This window comes from Mycobacterium sp. 852002-30065_SCH5024008, assembly GCF_001665645.1.
Lineage (GTDB): Bacteria > Actinomycetota > Actinomycetes > Mycobacteriales > Mycobacteriaceae > Mycobacterium > Mycobacterium paraffinicum.
This window is the reverse complement of sequence record NZ_LZSZ01000151.1, coordinates 1-14232: the sequence shown is the minus strand read 5'-3', so window position 1 is coordinate 14232 and position 14232 is coordinate 1. Positions and strand designations below refer to the sequence as shown.

The following is a 14232-nucleotide window of genomic DNA, read 5'->3' as shown; positions in this document are numbered from 1 at the left end:
TATGCGATCGTCGGCAGCGTCAGATGTGTATAAGAGACAGGGTCGGGAAGTATCAGACTGCGGTCGACTTGCAGCGCGGCGTCGACGTGGACCAGCTCACCCGGCTCGAGCAGCCGCCAGCGGGGGTCTTCGTCCATGCGTTCGGTGGCGAACACCACCGACGGGCGCGTGCACAGATGTTCCGACCGGGCGTGAATTCGCTTGGTGCGCAGGTCGAATTCCAGGGCCCGGGTGGGGGCGTCGCCGGAACGATCCAAGACGCACAGTTCATGGGTTTCGGGATACCGCAGCGCCCACATGTCGGTCGCCGTGCTCAGTAGCACGTTGACCGCATAGATCGGCACATTGGCCGCAAGCCATTTCATGGCATCGGTCAGGCCCGCGGTCACGTCACCGTCGAGCGCCCGGATCGAGGCGGTGATCAGCGCGAACACCCGCTCGGAATCGGTGTCACCCAGGACCAGATCGCCGGTGCCGACTTCGCGGAGCCGTTCGCCGAGAACGTCCAGCCCCTCCAGCACGCCGTTGTGCGCAAAGATCCGGCCGTCCTGCAGGAACGGGTGGGTGTTGCGGACGTCGAGCGCACCGGTCGTGGCGTAACGCACATGCGCGATGAACGTGGTGCCGGTCAACTCGTGGGCTTCGGTGGCGAAGGCGGCATCCTCCCAGGCCGCCATGGGTTGCTTGTCCAGCTGCGGGCGGCCACGCTCGTCGAAGACCCCCAGGCCCGTGCCGTCCGGGTTCCTTCTGCTCTGATCGGCGAGGCTGTCGGGGGCGTCCAACAACCAAAACGTCGCGGTGCAAACGTCAGTCCCGGCGTGTAGCCCGAATAGTCGACACATGGCCTCGACGGTACCCAGCTTCAGCGGGTCAACACCTCGGCGAGGTCGAGCAGCACTCGGCGCGCGTAGCGCTTCCACACCATCCCGAAGAGCGGCAGGCCCGGTGCGGACAGGACGGATTTCGGGTAAATGGCCCAGCGCCAGGTGATCTCGGTGCCGCCGCCGGCCGGGGTAAAGACCCACTCACCGGTGACCGAGCCGACCAGCAGCGCCATCGGACCGTGGATCTGGGTGAGCCGGTAGCCGAACGATCGCGGCGCGTCGACACTGGTCAGGTCTTCGCGCGCCCTGCCGGCGCCGGCCAGGATGATGGTGCGGCTCTGACCCGCTGCGTCCCAGGCCCCGGTCTGGTCCCGCACCTCCTTGATCGGCGGTATCGGCCCGTACCGGCGGCCGAAGATCTCGGGCAACGGGATGGGCAGCGTGCCGTGAAACGCCGCGTCGGGCGCGACGGGCACCACGTGCGATTGTTCGACGACAAGCGGCTGGGACATGGGGTTCCTTCCTGCCCTGGGTTATTCGCGGAGACTCGCGCTCAGTCGCGGGCCTCGACCACCCAGTAGCCGTGCTCGGCGTAGCGCGCCCGGATGGCCTTCTTGTCGTACTTGCCGACACTGGTGCGCGGAATCTCCTCGACGAACGCCCACCGCTCGGGCAGCCACCAGCGAACCACCTTCTCCGCGAGGAACTTTCGCAGGTCCTCGGCGCTGACTGTGGTGCCCTCCTTGGCCACCACGACGGCCAGCGGCCGCTCCTGCCACCGCTCGTCGGGCACGCCGACCACCGCGGCCTCGACCACATGCGGGTGCCCGATCAAGCTGTTCTCCAGCTCGACCGACGAGATCCACTCGCCACCGGACTTGATGACGTCTTTGGCCCGGTCGGTCAGGGTGACGAAACCCCGCTCGTCGAGCCGTCCGACGTCGCCGGTGCGCAGCCAGCCGGAGTCGAACTTAGAGTCGTCGGCCGTCAGATAGTAAGAGCCGGCAATCCATGGGCCGCGGACTTCCACCTCGCCCACGGCGTCACCGTCGTTGGGCAGCACCTGACCTTCGTCGTCGACGATCCGCATCTCCACGCCGCAGACCGGTTGGCCCTGGGTGGCGCGGAACGCCCAATGCTGGTCCTCCGGGGTTCCCGGCGGGGGCCACGCCATGGTGGCCATCGGGGAGGTTTCCGTCATCCCCCACAATTGCCGGATCTGAACGCCGTGGTTCTCCTCGAAGGTGCGCATCAGCGACACCGGAACGGCCGAGCCCCCACAGACCACCAGCCGCAGCGACGACATGTCGTGGCCGGGTTCTTCCTCCAGGCGATGCAGGACGTCGTTCCAGATGGTGGGTACCGCGCCCGCCACGGTCGGTCGCTGGTCCTCCACCATGCGGATCAGCGAGTGCGCGTCGAGGTGACGGTCGGGCAGGACGAGGTCGGCGCCGGCCATCAGGGCGGCATAGGGCAGGCCCCACGCGTTGGCGTGGAACATCGGCACGATCGGCAGCACGCTGTCGACGGAACCCACGCCGATACCGTTGGTGGTGCAGGCCGCCATGGTGTGCAGGTAGCTCGAACGGTGGCTGTAGACAACACCTTTCGGGTTGCCGGTGGTGCCACTGGTGTAGCACATTGCGGCCGCGGACTTCTCGTCGATCTGCGGCCAGTCGAACTCGGTCGGCTCGCCGGCAAGCACGTCGGCATATCGCAGCACGGTCTTGCCCGACCCCTCGAACGGGGCGGTGTCACCCTCCCCCACCGCGATCACGGTGTGCACGGTCTTGAGGTCGCCCAGCACCGGGGCGAGCAGCTTGGCCAGCGACATATCGAGCAGCACCACTTGGTCTTCGGCCTCGTTGGCGACGTAGACGATCTGCTCGGCGAACAGGCGGATGTTCAGGGTGTGCAGCACGGCGCCCATCGACGGCACCGCCAGATAGGTGGTCAGGTGTTCGGCGTTGTTCCACATGAACGTCGCCACCCGCTGGTCCCCGTTGATGCCGAGGCGGCACAATCCGTTCGCCAGCCGGGCGGCGTCGTGACCCAGTTCGCGGTAGCTGATTTGCCGGTAGCCGTCAACGGTGGCGGTGGTGACCGTGCGCTCGCCGTGCAAACCGCAGCCGTGCCGCATGATCGCGGTGATCGTCAACGGAAAGTCCTGCATCGTGCTGTCCATTGAGGTACCGCCTTTAGATCCCGGCGCAGCGTCGCCTGATGTCAACCCTCGAGACGCGGGTGGCCGCATCCCGGGCCGGTGGCGATGAGCCGCCAGCAGCCTCCACCCTAAGCCCGAGTTCGGCGCCGGCGTCGGCAATTACCCTAGGCGAGTACGGGTTCCCGCTGAGCCAACGCGGGCAGCCGGGTGGTCGACGCCTCGGCCGGTCCCCCGCCCGCGGCGATCGGCACGACGGTGACCACACCGGAATGGCCGGCGATATAGAGGTACCTGCCGTCGGGGCTCTCGACCACGCAGGATGAGTCCTTCGCCGCCTCGATGTCGGCGATGACGTCGTGGGTTCGCGTGCAGACCACGGCGACGCGGTCGTCGCTGACCAAGTAGGCGCGGCGGCCGTCGCGACTGAGCGCCAATCGGGTGAGCGGGCCGGCGAGCTCGCTGAGCTTGCGGGTTCCGGTGATTTTGCGGGCCCGGGTGTCGATCACGTCGAGCACCGCACCGACGACGGGGCCGCAACTGGCCACATAGGCCGTGGCGCCGTCGTTGCTCAGCGCGACGTCGCGGATCGGCAAACCCAGCTCGTAGGCGCCGACGATGCGGGATCCGGAACCGGCCGGGCCGTCGGACGGCGCCCCGGTCTCGATGACGACGAGTTCGCCGCCGGACGGCCCGTTGGTGGCGGCGTACAGGTGGCGCCCGTCGGGGCTGATGCGCACGCAGTCCGCGGTGGTGCCGGGTGTCGCGGCGAGTTCGATCACCTCGAACTCATCCGTGGTGGTGTCCACAACCGCGACGTCGGCGCCGCGGGCGCCGTTGCGGCTGGCGTAGACGAACCTCCCGTCGGCGCTCACGGTCAGATCGCTCACGCGGTCGGCCAGCGGATGGGTCGCGACGCGCGCGTTCGTGGCGAGGTCGACGACGTCGATGGAGTCATACGAGGAGGACGCGGTGCTGATGTAGGCGCGCGGGGAGGCCCCGCCGCTCACGGCGATCGCGAACGGTTCGTCAATGCCCGTGACGGTCTGCACAACCCGACGCGCATCGGCGTCGACGATCGAGACCGTGTCGCGGCCGTGATTCGCCACCACCAGCCGAGTGCCGTCGGAGCTGACGCCGATGTCGCTGATCGGACCGTTTCGCACCGGGATCTGGACCACCGGGGCGTCGTCGAATCCGAACACCCGCTCGTCTCGATCGTCCTGGAAGGGCTTGCGGTCGTTTATACCGCTCACGCTGCACCGCCTTTGCTATATTGTCGGCGCGGAGGCGGCGTCGCCGGGAATTGCGCGACAATTTGGCCTCCAGATCCACGAGGATCTCAGCACCAAAAGGCGCTGACGCGACTGCTTTTACGAGTCTACCGGCCAAAAATCGAGTCAAACCCCTTGAAATCCCCCGACGTTAGCTACGTCACCCCGCGCACTCAGGTTCTGCTCAGGCTTTCAATTACGCTGTATCGCAGTCGCTTACCCGTAGCGAAACTGATGCAAACGCGCTTCCGGCGGATTTCGCATTCGCCGCTAACGTACCCGGTCAGCGCCGCGGAGTGTCCAGGTTAAGAAATTCTCAGGGTCGGGGCGCGAAGAGGGAAAGATCACACCGCGCTGGCTAACTGAACTGGGTGCGCGGCCGGGGCAGCGCGTCGCCGTCGACGAAGATGTCCAGCTTTTCGTTGTAAAACGCCACCAGACCGGCGATCTGGCCGACCGCGGGCAACGGGTAGTGGTACGTCCAGGCCAGGTCCGGATGCAGGGCCTCATCATTAGGGGGGCCCGACCGCACCGACCAGTAACCCGACGTCACCCCCTTGTACGGACACAGCGTCTGGGTGGCGCTGGGTTCCAGATGCTCGAAGGCGATATCGGTCGGGTCGATGTAATACCTTGTGGGCAAACCGGTTTCGAATAGCAAAACCGGAGAACTGGTGTCGGCCAGCACTATTCCGTCCAGCTCCACCCGAACATGCCGGTGTGAGCGCAGCGCGTCAACCCGCGAATACGGATTGCGCGGGTGGCCGTAGATCGGTTCGTCTTCCTCGAACCAGCGCAACGGGTTCCATTCAAATCGCACCGCCCCGGCCACCGGTCCGCCACCGTCGGCGTCGAACACGCGCGCGGCGGACGGGTGGGTCTGGCCGGCACCCACTAGGGAGTGCAGCCGCGACGAACCGAATTGCACCTTCTGCGAATGGTTTTCGTCGCGCAGGAACTCTGCACGGACATCGGCCAGCGGGATGTAGTACTGCGGGTAGTACGGGACCTCCCACACATAGAGGGCTGCCGTGGTGTCGAAGACCAGCGCATCCCCGAGGTAGCCCCGCACCCGCCGCGGCGCGGGCTCGACCCGGCCGCGCTCAGCGGCCATCTGCGGGTAGTCCCGGTCGGCGGTCACGTCTGGTCCTTGGAAGCGAGTCCGGCCGGCGCATGGGCGATCGCCTTGCGGATGGCGTCGGCCAGCGCCAGCGCGCTCTCCTCGGTGAGTTCCAGCGCCACCCGCGCCGACGGCCCGAGTTCGGGGTTGATCACGTCGATGTTGACCGTGTGGCCGTAGGGCGCGTGGACCGGGTGATCGACGTAGACCGTCGCGCGGCTGGCGCCAAACCATCCGGTGGCGCCCTTGCCGCTGCCGTCGATTCCGACGTGTTCGGTGAGATAAGTGCACATGGCGGGCGAGACCTAACCTTTCAGCTGGGTGGCGAAAAAGTCGTCGATGCGCCGCCAGCCGTCCACCGCCGCCTCCGGCCGGTAGGCGGGCCGATCGACGGAGAAGAACGAGTGTCCCGCGCCCTCGTAGGAATGGAACTCGTGCGGTTTGTTCAGCCTGGTCAGCTCCTCGTCCAGTACGGCCACCGCGGGCGGAGCCGGGAAGCGGTCGTCGAGCCCGAACAGGCCGAGTAGCGGGCAGCTCAGGTTCGGCGCCAGCTGCAGGATCGGCTTCATGGCCTTGGGCATGCCCTCCGGCGGATCCTCGACGATGAACGCGCCGTAGCAGTCCACCACGGCGTCGAAGGGCAGCGAACACGCCGCCAGGTACGCGTGCCGCCCGCCCGAGCAGTGCCCGATGACGCCGAACTTCCCGTTAGCCCCAGGCAAGGAACGCAGGTGCTCCACCGCACCAGCGACATCGCCGACCAGTCGCTCGTCGGGCACGCCGCCCGCCGCTCGCGCCGCCGCCGCGGCGTCGTCGGGTGACGCACCCGGGGCCTCGCGCGAATAGAGGTTCGGGGCCACGGTGTGATAGCCGCTGACGGCGAGCCGCCGGACGAACTCCTTGGTCTCACGGTCGTAGCCGGGCATGTGATGGATCCACACGACTCCGCCGCGGGACCCCTCGGCGAGCGGCTCACCGACTGGGCAAGCCCGGTACGCCTCGATCTCGTCACCGCCGTGGCCGGTGATGGTGATCGTTTCCGCCCGGATGGCGTCTGGACTGAGCGCGTTCATCGCAACTCCTTTGGGGCTCCGTGCTTGGCCGCAACCGGACCCGGCGGCGCACGCGCCGGTCCGGAAACCAACGTATCCGAACACCCTTCGCGCGTTCAGCGCCGTTTGTCGCGCACCTTGTAGGTCGAGGGCCACGACTTGCGGGACTCATCACCGGTCAACGGGACGCCCATGCCCCCGACCTTCACGTTGTAGGCCTCCTTGCCGGGGCCGACCTCCCGGTTCGCGTGTTCCTGGGCGAGGAAGTACAGCTCGTCGATGGTGGCCTCGTCGTACGCGACGAACGAGGTTTCTCGGGCGACGTCGTCGATGCCGGCCAGCATCCGCTCGGGCAGGAACCGCGATGCCAGCGCCGCCAGGCCCAACAGCGTGAACGGGATGAGCCAGTAACACACGTACGACAACGGGGTCTTGGTGTCCAGGATCGTGGCGTCATCCCGCACCAGCGGCGGGATCGCCGACGACAACGTCATGCCCGCCGCCGTCCCCACCCAGACCCAGCTCAGGACGCTGACGACCCGGCCGAACAGCTCCGTCTTAGCGACGTCGGCGGGTTGTTCCGCGGCTACGAACGCACGCACGAACGGCTTGCCGGTCAGCGTTCCGACCAGGGCCACCACGAGGAACCCGGCGGCGCTGAGTGGCAGCATCCACCGTTGGGCGAACCACTCGTCCCGCGCGAAAGTCAGCCCGGTGAGCACCACAAATACGGCGGCAGAACCGATTTCGAGCGTCCGCTCCGGCTTGCCGGTGACGCTCCCGACCACCACCGCGACGGCCGTGATCGCCAGCGCTGCCAACGCCGCGGCAGGGAACGGGACGTTACCGACGAGCACCCAATAAGCGATCCACGGCGCAAGACCAGACAGCATGCCCACGATTGGTCAGTGTATGAGTGACGGTTCGCCGCGCAGTCGGCGGCAGGCCCAAAATTTGGTCCGCGGGTCATGATGTGAACTGTGACGCTCCTCTTGTCGCTGTGATCGCCTCGCCACCAAGGGCTTTCCCGGTCGCGCGGCCGCGAGCAGGAGAGGGCTTATGACCCTTGGCGTCGGCGCCTACCTGGATCAATGTTGAGGCCATACGCTTGCGGACGGTGGCGGGATCTCCGAGCTGTCAGCCAGGACAGGGCAAGGCTAGGTCGAGCTATGGAGCGCAGGGCAACACCGGCCGAAGGCGTGGTGGCGATCGGCGCGTCCGCCGGAGGCATCGAAGCGTTGAACGAACTGGCCGCGGGGATGCCACCGGATTTTCCGTTCGCCGTCATGATCGTCATCCACATGAGCCGGGGAGCGCCTTCCCTGCTGGCGCAGATCATCGATCGAAGCGGCCCGTTGCCGGCGGTCGCGGCGGTCGACGGCGCTGTCCTGGAGGCCGGGCGGATATACGCCGCCGTACCCGATCACCATCTGCTTGCCCGCGACCATCGGGTGGCGCTGTCGGATGGACCGTGGGAGAGCGGTCGGCGACCGGGGATCGACGCGCTTTTCCGGTCCGTCGCGCTGGACTATGGCCCGCGCGCCATCGGTGTCCTGATGTCGGGACTGCTTGACGACGGCGTGGCCGGGCTGCGCGCCATCAAGGGCAAAGGAGGAATCACCGTTGTCCAGGATCCGACGGACGCTCTGTTTCCCGATCTGCCGAAGAACGCCGTGAAGGCCGGCGTGGCCGATCACACCGCGACGGCCAAGGAGATCGGTAGGTTGCTGACGCAGCTGGCTGATCGCAACATCGAAGAGCCGGCGGCAGACCCGGTCGGGCAACTCGAGCTGGAGAATCAGATCGCGATGGACAGCCAGTTCGCCGCGTCCGTGGGCATGGAAGATTTGGGGCCGCCGACCGGGTACAGCTGCCCCAGCTGCAACGGCGCTCTGATGTCCGTTAACGACAACGGCTACCGCTGCCAGGTCGGTCACGCGTGGACCGCCCAGTCGCTGCTGGTCGCTTACGGCGACGAACTTGAAGCGGCGGTTTGGGCGGCGATCCGCAACTTGAAGGACACGGCGCGCCTGTCCCGCAGCCTCGCCGAAAATGCCGAGAGCGCAGCGGATTTGGAAGGCTATACCACGGCGGCCAACCGGGCCGCACACGCGATTGCCGCGCTACGGCAGGGCCTGCTCACGGCAAAAGCTGACGGCTAGCCGGATGGGTTTGTATTCAGCGCCATCGCCAAAAAGTCGAGACGCCACAGCGACTCGAACAGCGTGCGTCCGAATTCCCTTACCAGGCCTGCGTTTTCGGGCCCGACGTCGCCGCGCTGTGCCACGGACTCGATGATCTCCCTGATCGTGCGACGGCCGTCGACCTGCTGAACGAACGGCAGCTGAGCCGGGTTGAGCTTGAGCTTCGTTCCGGGCACGTGGATCTCGTCGCCGGACAGCAGGCAGGCCGTCCGCAGTAGTGGAACGTAGTCGAGCGCCCCGTCGGTCGATAAATCGATTGCGTAATGCTCTTTGGGACGTTCGGGGCGGCAGGCGATGAAGAAGTGGGTGGCGTTCGCGGGCTGCAGGCGTTCCATCACGGACCAGAGTTTGATGTCGGGTAGTTGGTTCAACCTCGCCTGGAACTGGCTCGCCGGCGCGACGAAGGCGTGCGGGTAGTACGGCGTCTTGTGAAACCAGCCCTGGAATGCCAGTCCGGCGGAGCTGACCAGGTCCAGGCATTCTTCGACGGTGTAGGCGCGCTGGCGACTGTGCAGGAAGGTGTCGACCAGGGCGCCGTCGGACAGCAGATCGCGGGCGCCGTTCAGGTAGGGGCGAACCGGGTGGTCCGCGGGTAGCACCGCAATCGCCTCTTTGACCAACTGGACCGATGTGTCGTCCTGCGTCAGTCCGAGGTCGCGGAACGCCGATTCGAGCATGTCGACCCCGATCCGGCCGTACTTCGCGTAAAGCATGACTCCGAGCGCCCCGTCAGTGCGCAGGCAGCCGCCAAGCGCTTTGAGCCCGGCCAGTGGGTCCGCCATGTGGTGCAAGACGCCGGTGGACACGATGAGGTCGAAGTCGCGGGACAGCGTCGACACCTCTTCGATGGGAAGCAGATGCAATTCCAGGTTGTCCAGGCCGTGCTTGTCCTTCAGATACTGCTGGTGCTTGAGCGCTGATCGGCTGACGTCGATCGCGACCACCTTGGCGGCGCGGTTCATGAAGGCGAAAACGGCCGCCTGGAAGGTGCCGCAACCCGCGATGAGAATGTCGAGGTCCGGCTTGTACTCCCGGTTGGGCCACAGGACGCGGTGCGCCCAGAATGGATCGAACCAATCCCAGTGATTCTTGGTCCACGCCGCGAGATCGGTTACCGGGGGCGGATACTCCCACCGATCGTATTGACGGGAGACACCGTCACCCCGCGGATCGTCGGTCACTTCGGCGCGGCTCCTTCGCGGTGGCGGTCGCGACCAACTTACTGCGCCTCGCGCCTCTCGGCTTGCTGACGCCGTGCCTCGGCGTTCACATCAGCGGGGGACCCGGGATCAGCCAGATCAGCGAACTGTCGATCTGCCCGCGGTACTGCGGGCAGTAGGCGGCCACGGACAGGCCGACGAAGTAGCTGGATTCCCTCATCGTGAGATCGGTGTCGCGCTTCACCTTCAGCGCCAGAACGCTCGCATTCGCGTTGTTGTCGAATCCCGTGCATACCCGGTGGGCCATCGCAATCGCGGTGTCGCTGTCTCGCACTTCGATCCCGTAGTTCACCAGGGACGCGATGAACGCATCATCGACTGGATCTGCTGATGCTGATGCCGAGGAGAACGGCACGACGGCGAACAGCAGGACAGCACAGCTGGCCGACCACTTCCCGAGACGAACGTTCATACCGGCTGCGGTCTCCTTCTGTGGCTGCATCCCGTCGAGAACGATCAATTCGACGTCGACAGGGGCACCTTCGCCTCGCCCACACCCTGCTCGGTCTGCCCGTTTGTCTCCGCCGCGCTTACCTCACGCAAGTTGACGGGTTGCGTACGCCAGCCGGCGTAACCAAGGGCGGCGCTGATCGCGGTATAGACAACGGCCTCTGTCCACATGTATCCGACGCCCCACTTCCTGCCGAGGAAGATTGGCTCGTCGATGATGCCGGCGGATGCGGCGACGGCGTAACCCGCGTGCGCGTAGGCGATTCCGGCGAACGCTCCGCAGAAGAATTTGCTCACTTCGCGATTCATGTCCTTGTCCTCTCAGTTGCGACGACGCGTGTGATCTCACTGTCGGCCCTGCGCCACAACTGGAGGTAGGGGCCAAGGTCCTCCGGCATCGGACCATTCGTCGCTTCCGGCACGGCCGATGTCGACCGAGAGGCCTGCCCCGCGATCGGACCTATCCGGGTCCGTTGACGATGCGATCGCGGACGGCGGTGGCGGTCGTGAGATGCCCCTCGGCAGAGTTCATGAACTCGCCCGCGTGGCGGGCCTCGTTCGGATCGTTGTCCTCGACCGCGGCGACGCAGAAGTGGGAGGCGGCGTCGAAGTCGTCGAGGCTGGCTTGCAGCGCGTCGGTGAGTTCTTTGTCCGGGGAGGGCAGATGGCCCTGCAGGAAGCTCGCCGCGTCATGGCCCTCGTGGCAGGCCGCCCCGAGAGCGGCGTTGTCCTTACTACCGATGGCGAAGGTGGCCTTGCCCATGGCGATACCCAGGTCTTGCATGTGGTCCTGAGTCAGTTGGACCCATCCGCGCACGGCCTGGGTGTGAGACGTTGTCGTGGTGGTGCCGCCACCGCTGGCGTGTTTTTGGGGTGAGCAGCCGGTGACGATGAGCACCACCGCGGCACCCACGATGGCTAGCTTGATCACCGTCGACCTCCTAAGTCCTGTGAACGGTGATCCTTCGCCCCGACAGCGTCCGGCAGACAGGGCATTAAGGCTCTACCTCGAATAGCAGGATGGCCCCGATTCGATCGCCGGATCGGCGGCCGGGCAAACAGGCTGAGGGTGGCGGGCGGCTATTCTCGCGCTGCATGCACTGACCTGCGCGGACGCCGGTGCCCCCAGTCGGACTCGAACCGACACTGGGCGGATTTTAAGTCCGCTGCCTCTGCCAATTGGGCTATGGGGGCTCGGCGGCGAATGTAGCGCGCCGGTGCCGAATCCGGGACATCGCATCCCGCTCGAAATAACCGAAATTTGCAAGATGCGCTGCGAAAGTGTGTCAGCTAGGATCCGCGCCCGCGCAGCTTAACCACGGTTTTCCTTCAGGCAACAGATCACACCGCTATGTCGTCCGGCAGGACCGTGTTAAAACTAGCGGCCTCATCGTTAAGAAGCCGTAAACGGCTGTCACCCCGGCGCTTTCGGCCGGGAACGTGGACTCGTGGGTCGTTAGTGTTACGCCAACGCACAGGGGCCGTTACGTAAACACTCAGGTCGATCCGCCGCATGGGGGTCGACTCGTTCCGAACACTAGGAGCAATAGATGGCTTTTCTGACAACACAGACAGAAGAGATGCTAGCTGCCGAGCAGCTGCTGTCGGGGATAAACACCAACCTGGCGGCGCAGAACGCGGGCGCCGCGGCGGCGACCACGATGATCGCTCCGGCCGCCGCCGACCCGGTGTCGGCTCAGCAGGCGGCGATCTTCACGGCCTACGGAACCCAGTACCAGGCGATCGCCACCGAGGCCCAGACCTTGCTGCAGAATTACGCACAGACCCTGGGCATCAGCTCCGGCAGCTACGGCGACACCGAGGCCATCAACGCGGGCCAGGCGAGTCTTCAAGCCTTGAACGCAGCCCCCCTCGCAGCTTCTTCCACCCCCACCACCACCCCCCTCGATTTGCTCGGGTATCTCCTCGGTAACACCGGCACCAATGGCACCAACCCGGCGATGCTTGGAGGGATCTTCGGCCTTTCGAGTAACGGGGCGAACATCGGGAACATCGGTTTCGGCAACTGGGCCTCCGCCGGTTCCGACCTCCTGGGTCTGGCCGGTGGCGGTCTGCTCGACACCTCCGCGGCCGACGCCGCCGGCTCCGCCGCGGACGCCGCCGGCCTCGCCGACGTCACGACGCCGATGGCCGGTGGCGGCATGGCCGGCATGGGCGCGCTGCCCGCCGCAGCGGCGGGCCAGGCCAGCCTGGTCGGCAATCTATCCGTGCCGCCGACTTGGGCCGCTCCCGCCACCCCGGTGGTCGGCACGAGCGCGGCACCGCTGGAGACGGTGGGCTGGACCGCCGCCGCGCCGCAGGCCGGCACGGGCGGGATCATCCCGGGTATGCCGGGGATGGGCGCGGCCGCGCGCAACAGTGCCGGCTTCGGCGCCCCGCGCTACGGCGTCAAGCCGATCGTCATGCCCAAGCCGACGGCCGTCTAACCTCCGGCCATTTCCTCAAAACTTCAGATTTCAAAGACAAAAGGAGCGGGAAACACAAATGGTTCTTGACTTTGCAGCAATTCCCCCGGAGATCACCTCCGCGCTCATGTACGCCGGCGCCGGCGCCGCACCGCTGATGGCCGCCGCGTCGGCCTACGCCAACCTGGCCGCCGAGGTGAGCACCACGGCGGCCCAGTGGGAGTCGATCGTCTCGCTGCTCACCACCGAGAACTGGACCGGCGGCGGATCGGCGGCGGCCGCGGCCGCCGCGCAACCCATCATCACCTATCTGACCGAGACGGCGACGACTCTCGAGCAGGCGAGCGCGCAGGCCACCGCCTCGGCGGCCGCTTACGAAGCGGCGTGGGCAGCGACTGTGCCCCCGCCGGTGATCGCGGCCAACCGGACGTTGCTGGCGACGCTCGTCGCGACCAACTTCCTCGGCGTCAATTCGGCCGCGATCGCGGCGACCGAAGCGCAGTACGCCGCCATGTGGGCCCAGGACGCCGCCATGATGGCCGCGTACCAGGTCGCCTCGGCGGCGGCCGGGGTCCTTACCCCCGTCACGCCGCTGACGTCGACCACCAACCCTGGGACGGCCGCGGCCGCGAGCAGCACCGCCCTGGCCGCCGACTCGACGAGCGGCACGACCCAGGCGCTACTCGGTCCCGTCTCCAACGCGGCGCCCTTGGCCGCCACCTCCATCCCGGTTCAAAGCACGGGCCTCCTGGACTCGATTGACCAATTCATCGGCACCCCGTCGGTGTTCAACGGCATCAACGGTGCCGTCAACACCGCGGCCTGGTGGGTCTGCAACACCATCCCGACGGCGGTCTCGCTGGGGCACACACTGGGTTCCGTGCCGTCGATCCCGTTCGCGCTCACCGATTCCGTCACTCCGCTCGCCGGTGGAATGGTGCAGGGCACCATGGTGGGCTCGGTGTCGGGCGCGGGAGCGTCGGCCGCCCTGGGCGAGGCCTCCGCGGTCGGCGGACTGTCGGTGCCGGCCGGCTGGAATGCGGCCGCCCCGGCGTCGCTGGCCTCCTCCACCGCTCCCCTCGAGGGCTCCGGGTGGACGGCGGCGGCCGAGGCCGAACCGGTTACGGCCATGCCCGGCATGCCTGGCATGGCCGCGGCCGCCAAGGGCGCCGGTGCCTACGGCTCCGGACCGCGGTACGGCTTCAAGCCGATCGTCATGCCCAAGCAGGTTGTTGTCTGATGTCGGGACCACCGATACGGGAAATAAGGGGGTGCATGTCACCCGTTTGAGGCGATCAGTTAACCGGTAGGCCGTAATCTGTCCATAACGCGGCCACCACCGCATCAATTACAACTGTTAAGACTTCGACATTGAAGGCTTGAACGACAAGGAGAAATTAAATGGCAACACGTTTTATGACTGACCCGCACGAAATGCGGGCGATGGCGGGCCGCTTCGAGGTGCACGCCCAGACGGTTGAGGACGAGGCTCGCAAGATGT

At 66.6% G+C, this 14232-nt stretch carries 15 protein-coding genes, 1 tRNA gene and 1 pseudogene; 4 read left to right on the top strand and 13 right to left on the bottom strand.

What is annotated here, in order from left to right:
* The 8 genes from A5781_RS18905 to A5781_RS18870 all read right to left on the bottom strand — a co-directional run.
* The coding region (locus A5781_RS18905) for a class II glutamine amidotransferase (RefSeq protein WP_067209828.1) at positions 1-842 on the bottom strand (842 nt) is incomplete at its 3' end.
* A gap of 20 nt (positions 843-862) precedes the next feature.
* Positions 863-1336 (bottom strand): SRPBCC family protein, encoded by a 474-nt coding sequence (locus A5781_RS18900; protein WP_067209820.1) that lies wholly within the window; start codon positions 1334-1336, stop codon positions 863-865.
* A gap of 41 nt (positions 1337-1377) precedes the next feature.
* On the bottom strand, positions 1378-3009 hold the full coding sequence (locus tag A5781_RS18895; RefSeq protein ID WP_067209816.1) for a long-chain fatty acid--CoA ligase: 1632 nt from the start codon (positions 3007-3009) through the stop codon (positions 1378-1380).
* A gap of 143 nt (positions 3010-3152) precedes the next feature.
* A complete protein-coding gene (locus A5781_RS18890) occupies positions 3153-4241 on the bottom strand; it encodes a YncE family protein (RefSeq protein WP_067209814.1) in 1089 nt (362 codons plus the stop codon).
* Between the two features lie 376 nt (positions 4242-4617).
* Complete coding sequence (locus tag A5781_RS18885) at positions 4618-5373, bottom strand: DUF427 domain-containing protein (RefSeq protein WP_082939428.1); 756 nt, start codon at positions 5371-5373, stop codon at positions 4618-4620.
* Between the two features lie 23 nt (positions 5374-5396).
* The gene (locus A5781_RS18880) at positions 5397-5672 is read right to left on the bottom strand and encodes a DUF6295 family protein (protein WP_067209807.1); all 276 of its coding nucleotides are present in this window, start codon (positions 5670-5672) and stop codon (positions 5397-5399) included.
* A gap of 12 nt (positions 5673-5684) precedes the next feature.
* Positions 5685-6452 (bottom strand): dienelactone hydrolase family protein, encoded by a 768-nt coding sequence (locus tag A5781_RS18875; RefSeq protein WP_067209804.1) that lies wholly within the window; start codon positions 6450-6452, stop codon positions 5685-5687.
* Positions 6453-6547: 95 nt separating this feature from the next.
* The gene (locus A5781_RS18870) at positions 6548-7330 is read right to left on the bottom strand and encodes a hypothetical protein (protein WP_067209800.1); all 783 of its coding nucleotides are present in this window, start codon (positions 7328-7330) and stop codon (positions 6548-6550) included.
* A 270-nt stretch (positions 7331-7600) separates the two neighbouring features.
* Here A5781_RS18870 and A5781_RS18865 point away from each other — a divergent pair, with 270 nt between their 5' ends.
* Positions 7601-8593 carry a chemotaxis protein CheB gene (locus A5781_RS18865; protein ID WP_067209796.1) on the top strand — a complete coding sequence of 331 codons (993 nt, stop codon included), beginning with the start codon at positions 7601-7603 and terminating at the stop codon, positions 8591-8593.
* Here A5781_RS18865 and A5781_RS18860 read toward each other — a convergent pair.
* The 5 genes from A5781_RS18860 to A5781_RS18840 all read right to left on the bottom strand — a co-directional run bounded on the left by A5781_RS18860 (position 8590) and on the right by A5781_RS18840 (position 11499).
* A complete protein-coding gene (locus A5781_RS18860) occupies positions 8590-9816 on the bottom strand; it encodes a methyltransferase (RefSeq protein WP_067209793.1) in 1227 nt (408 codons plus the stop codon). The genes A5781_RS18865 and A5781_RS18860 overlap by 4 nt on opposite strands.
* Positions 9817-9901: 85 nt before the next feature.
* A complete protein-coding gene (locus A5781_RS18855) occupies positions 9902-10267 on the bottom strand; it encodes a DUF732 domain-containing protein (RefSeq protein ID WP_067209824.1) in 366 nt (121 codons plus the stop codon).
* 44 nt (positions 10268-10311) lie between these two features.
* Positions 10312-10614, bottom strand: coding sequence for a hypothetical protein (locus A5781_RS18850; RefSeq protein WP_067209791.1), 303 nt, complete (start codon positions 10612-10614; stop codon positions 10312-10314).
* Positions 10615-10765: 151 nt separating this feature from the next.
* Positions 10766-11236 carry a hypothetical protein gene (locus tag A5781_RS18845; RefSeq protein ID WP_067209787.1) on the bottom strand — a complete coding sequence of 157 codons (471 nt, stop codon included), beginning with the start codon at positions 11234-11236 and terminating at the stop codon, positions 10766-10768.
* A gap of 189 nt (positions 11237-11425) precedes the next feature.
* Positions 11426-11499: transfer RNA gene (locus tag A5781_RS18840), tRNA-Leu, on the bottom strand.
* Positions 11500-11855: 356 nt separating this feature from the next.
* Here A5781_RS18840 and A5781_RS18835 point away from each other — a divergent pair.
* The 3 genes and pseudogenes from A5781_RS18835 to A5781_RS18825 form a co-directional block, all read left to right on the top strand.
* Entirely contained in the window at positions 11856-12752 is an 897-nt protein-coding gene (locus A5781_RS18835; RefSeq protein WP_067209783.1) for a PE domain-containing protein, read from the top strand.
* 58 nt (positions 12753-12810) lie between these two features.
* Complete coding sequence (locus A5781_RS18830; protein ID WP_067209780.1) at positions 12811-13971, top strand: PPE family protein; 1161 nt, start codon at positions 12811-12813, stop codon at positions 13969-13971.
* Between the two features lie 161 nt (positions 13972-14132).
* A pseudogene (locus A5781_RS18825) lies at positions 14133-14232 on the top strand (WXG100 family type VII secretion target); the annotation flags it as partial.

Excerpts from the sequence above, each read along its gene's own strand:
- A5781_RS18900 (WP_067209820.1), bottom strand. The coding sequence starts at position 1,336 with ATGTCCCAGCCGCTTGTCGTCGAACAATCGCACGTGGTGCCCGTCGCG.
- A5781_RS18895 (WP_067209816.1), bottom strand. The coding sequence starts at position 3,009 with ATGGACAGCACGATGCAGGACTTTCCGTTGACGATCACCGCGATCATG.
- A5781_RS18885 (WP_082939428.1), bottom strand. The coding sequence starts at position 5,373 with ATGGCCGCTGAGCGCGGCCGGGTCGAGCCCGCGCCGCGGCGGGTGCGG.
- A5781_RS18880 (WP_067209807.1), bottom strand. The coding sequence starts at position 5,672 with ATGTGCACTTATCTCACCGAACACGTCGGAATCGACGGCAGCGGCAAG.
- A5781_RS18875 (WP_067209804.1), bottom strand. The coding sequence starts at position 6,452 with ATGAACGCGCTCAGTCCAGACGCCATCCGGGCGGAAACGATCACCATC.
- A5781_RS18865 (WP_067209796.1), top strand. The coding sequence starts at position 7,601 with ATGGAGCGCAGGGCAACACCGGCCGAAGGCGTGGTGGCGATCGGCGCG.
- A5781_RS18855 (WP_067209824.1), bottom strand. The coding sequence starts at position 10,267 with ATGAACGTTCGTCTCGGGAAGTGGTCGGCCAGCTGTGCTGTCCTGCTG.
- A5781_RS18850 (WP_067209791.1), bottom strand. The coding sequence starts at position 10,614 with ATGAATCGCGAAGTGAGCAAATTCTTCTGCGGAGCGTTCGCCGGAATC.
- A5781_RS18835 (WP_067209783.1), top strand. The coding sequence starts at position 11,856 with ATGGCTTTTCTGACAACACAGACAGAAGAGATGCTAGCTGCCGAGCAG.
- A5781_RS18830 (WP_067209780.1), top strand. The coding sequence starts at position 12,811 with ATGGTTCTTGACTTTGCAGCAATTCCCCCGGAGATCACCTCCGCGCTC.